3 protein-coding genes are annotated in these 3,414 nt (G+C 71.4%); 2 read left to right on the top strand and 1 reads right to left on the bottom strand.

Annotated elements, in window-relative coordinates:
* Positions 1 to 1,253 (top strand): hypothetical protein (locus G5C65_RS33960; RefSeq protein WP_241266253.1); only part of this gene is annotated, 1,253 nt, incomplete at its 5' end.
* Here the strand turns inward: G5C65_RS33960 and G5C65_RS33955 are convergent.
* Positions 1,201 to 2,493, bottom strand: a complete 1,293-nt coding sequence (locus tag G5C65_RS33955) for an RNA-guided endonuclease InsQ/TnpB family protein (protein ID WP_241266252.1) — start codon at positions 2,491 to 2,493, stop codon at positions 1,201 to 1,203. The two genes, G5C65_RS33960 and G5C65_RS33955, sit on opposite strands and share 53 nt — an antisense overlap.
* A gap of 281 nt (positions 2,494 to 2,774) precedes the next feature.
* On the opposite strand from G5C65_RS33955, the gene G5C65_RS33950 reads away from it, so the two are divergent.
* Positions 2,775 to 3,341: a DoxX family protein gene (locus G5C65_RS33950; RefSeq protein ID WP_165302904.1), complete on the top strand. Its 567-nt coding sequence runs from the start codon at positions 2,775 to 2,777 to the stop codon at positions 3,339 to 3,341.
* Positions 3,342 to 3,414: the final 73 nt, after the last annotated feature.

Genomic DNA, 3,414 nt, shown 5'->3' with positions numbered 1-3,414 from the left:
CGCCGCACGCCCCGCACGGCCCCTCCGGCTGCGGCTGCGCGGACTGCCCCGGCAGCGCCCGTGTGGAACACCGCCGCGCGCTGGCCGCGTTCCACGCACAGCGCGACGCGCTCGCGGCCGGGCAGGGCGTCCCCGCCAACCTCGCGCACTCGCCGGGCGCCTCCCGCCAGTGGGTGTCGGACGAGCTGACCGAGTCCGCCCGAGCGGTCGCCGAGCGCGCCCGGTCGGCAGGTGAGATGTGGCGGGCACGGCTCTGGCGGCACACCGTGATCGCCGTGTGGGCGGTCGTCGGGGCGCTGCTGCTCGGGCAGTTGCTGACCGCGCTGGACGCCGGATGGTCCCTGGCGCGCACGGCCGCGCTGTGCGCGGCGGGGGCCTCGGCCCTGCTGCTGTCCCTGACGGCCTGGCTGCACCGGGCGCGCGGCGGGGCGCTCGCGCCCGTCATCGGCGAGGACAACCGGCTCTCGACATCGCGCGCCGTGGCGGCCGCGTGGGTGCTGCTCGTGGTGTACGACGTGCTCATGATCGCCGTGGAGCTCGCGGGCGCGGGCGGGGCCCAGCGGCGCCGCCGCCTGCTGGAGGGGCTCGACCTGGCGCACGGCGCGGGCATCCTGACCGTCCTGGCGCTGACCTGCGCGGTGGCCGTCGTGGTACGGCGCGCGGTGACCGTACGGGTGCAGGGCCGCCGGCTGCAGAAGGTGCGCGCGGACCGGCCGCGCGCCGCCGACCTGCTCACCGACGACGCGGGCCGCGGCTCCTTCGCCGATGTGCAGTACGCGCTGGTGAACGCGGTGGCCGTGGCCTTCGCCGCCGTACGCCTCGGCCGCGAGCCCGAACAGCTGCCCGACCTGCCCTGGGGCCTGGCCCTGCTGGCGGTGGTCTCGGCGGGCACCTATCTGGCGGGGAAGTACGCGGAGGGCGGGCGCCCCGTCATCCTGTCGGTCGTCCGCACCCGCGAGATCGGAGACCTGCACGCGCCCATCCGCACCGGAGACGACATCGAGATCCGGGGCGCCGGTCTCGTACCCGCCGGGGCGGGCGCGCCGGACCGGATGGCGCGGATGGTGGTGCGGATCGGCGCCGTCCATGTGCATGTGCCCCTGATCCCGGTGACCGGGGGCTTCACCAGCCCGGCGGACGCGAGCCTGACGGTGCCGGTGCCGGTGGAGGTCGAGCCGGGGCGGGTGGACGTCCAGGTCGTCACGGCGGCCGGCGTCGAGACGAACCGCTACCCGATCGACGTCGTGGATTGACTTCCGCCGCTCCGCCGCCCAGGGGGGCGGGGATTCCTACCACGGTCGGCTGACCGTCTCGGTGGGTTCCTGCTTCACCGCGCTGTGCCGGGACAAGTCCCGGTCCTACCTGCGCTCGACAGGCTGACACCGCCAGTCCGGCGGCCTTGGCGACGTTGACTGCCGCGTTGATGTCCCGGTCAAGGACGGACCCGCACGCCCCGCATCCCCATACGCGAATGTGGAGGGGCTTGGGTCCTTCCCTGACGCCGCAGTGCGAGCACACCTGAGAGGTGGGCTCGAACCGGCCGATCCTGGTGACGGTGCGCCCGTACCGTGCGGCCTTGTACTCCAGGAAGGACACGAACTGTGACCACCCGACGTCGTAGACGGACTTGGCCAGGCGCGTACGGGCGAGACCTTTGACCGCCAGGTCCTCCACCGCGATGGCTTGGTTCTCGCGGATCAGTTCGGTGGAGAGATGGTGGTGGAACTCGCGCCGTGCATCGGCCACCTTCGCGTGAGCGCGGGCGACCTTGAGCCGGGCCTTTCCCCGGTTGCTGGAGCCCCTGGCCTTGCGGCTCAGAGCTTGCTGTGCGCGCTTGAGTTTCTTCTCAGCCCTGCGCAGGAAGCGCGGAGCGTCAATCTTCCGGCCGTCCGAGAGAACCGCGAAGTGCCCCAGGCCCAGGTCTATGCCGACCTCGGGCGTGACCTCGGGCAACACCTCGCCGGGTTCAGTATCGACGACGAACGAGCAGAAGTACCTTCCGGCCGCATCCTTGACCACGGTCACCGTGGACGGGACCGAAGGAAGGCGGCGGGACCACTTCACCCGCACATCGCCGATCTTCGGCAACGACAGGTCCCCACCGGGTGTGATCTTCCAGCGGGCATTCGCGGTGAACCGTACTGCCTGCCGGTTGTCCTTGCGAGACTTCAACCGGGGTGCGCCCATACGTGGGCGGTTGCCTTTCAGGCGGTCGAAGAAGTTCCGATAGGCGGTATCCAGATCCCGCAAGGACTGTTGCAGGACCACAGCGGAGACTTCGCCGAGCCAGGCCCGCTCATCGGTCTTCTTCGCCTCGGTGATCAACAGCTTGGACAGGTCCCCGGTCTTCGGGAACGGCTCGCCTGCAGCTCGGGCCGTCTCACGAGCGCGGAGCGCGTCGTTGTAGACCACCCGCGCACACCCGAACGCCCTGGCAAGCGCGGAGCGCTGAGGACCATTCGGGTACATCCGGAAGGCGTACCTCAGATGCATAAGCTGCACCTTACCGGGGGCCACTGACAACAGTGCAGATCCATGGGCACAGTCAAGGTCAGACCTCCGGGCGACGCCGCGATCGATTCTCGCTGTCAGAGCAGGCCGAAGAGCGGAGCAGTCGGTGGGACGGCAGACGGAGCAGCAACCGGACACGGGGCGGTCCGGCGAATCGGCGGGTGAACACCGGCCCCGCCCCGTCCGTACTCCCCGGGGCACGCGGACTGCGCCCGGGACATAATGCCCCGCAACACCGAACGCACTTGCGGAAGGCGGGAAGCATGCCTGTGAGAGGACGGATCGACGACGGCGACGACGGCCACAAAGCCCTCAGCAACTTCCAGGGCCCCGTCGCGGGCGCCCCGACGGGGCTCCGCGCCACCGCCGCACGCTACGCGCTGCTCCCCCTGCGGCTCTTCCTCGGCATCACCTTCACCTACGCGGGCCTGGACAAGCTCACCGACTCCCACTTCCTCACCGGAGAGGGCCCCGACTCGATCTCCGGCACCCTCGACGCGGTGCACGACTCGGCCGGTCTCACCTGGATGGTCGACCTCGCCCAGCACAGCCCGCAGGGCTTCGGCACGGCCCTGGCGATCGGCGAGCTGGCCGTCGGCCTGGGCACGCTGGCCGGGCTGTGGGCACGACTCGCCGCGTGCGGCGGCGCGGTGATCTCGTTCTGCCTGTGGATGACGATGAGCTGGGCGAGCGAGCCGTACTACTACGGCAACGACCTGCCGTACATGTTCTGCTGGGTGCCGCTGGTGCTGGCCGGAGCGCCGTACTGGTCGGTGGACGCGGTGCTGACCGCACGCCGTCGACGCAGAGGGCGGCAGATCTTCGGCTGACGCCGCGCGCCGCGCCGGGTGTGCCGCCGGGGCTACGGCCCGTTCCGCGCCCCACCCGAGCCACGCGACTCCC

Origin of the sequence: Streptomyces boncukensis, assembly GCF_011045075.1 — a bacterium.
Taxonomy (GTDB): domain Bacteria; phylum Actinomycetota; class Actinomycetes; order Streptomycetales; family Streptomycetaceae; genus Streptomyces; species Streptomyces boncukensis.
This window is presented reverse-complemented; position numbering and strand designations above follow the sequence as displayed.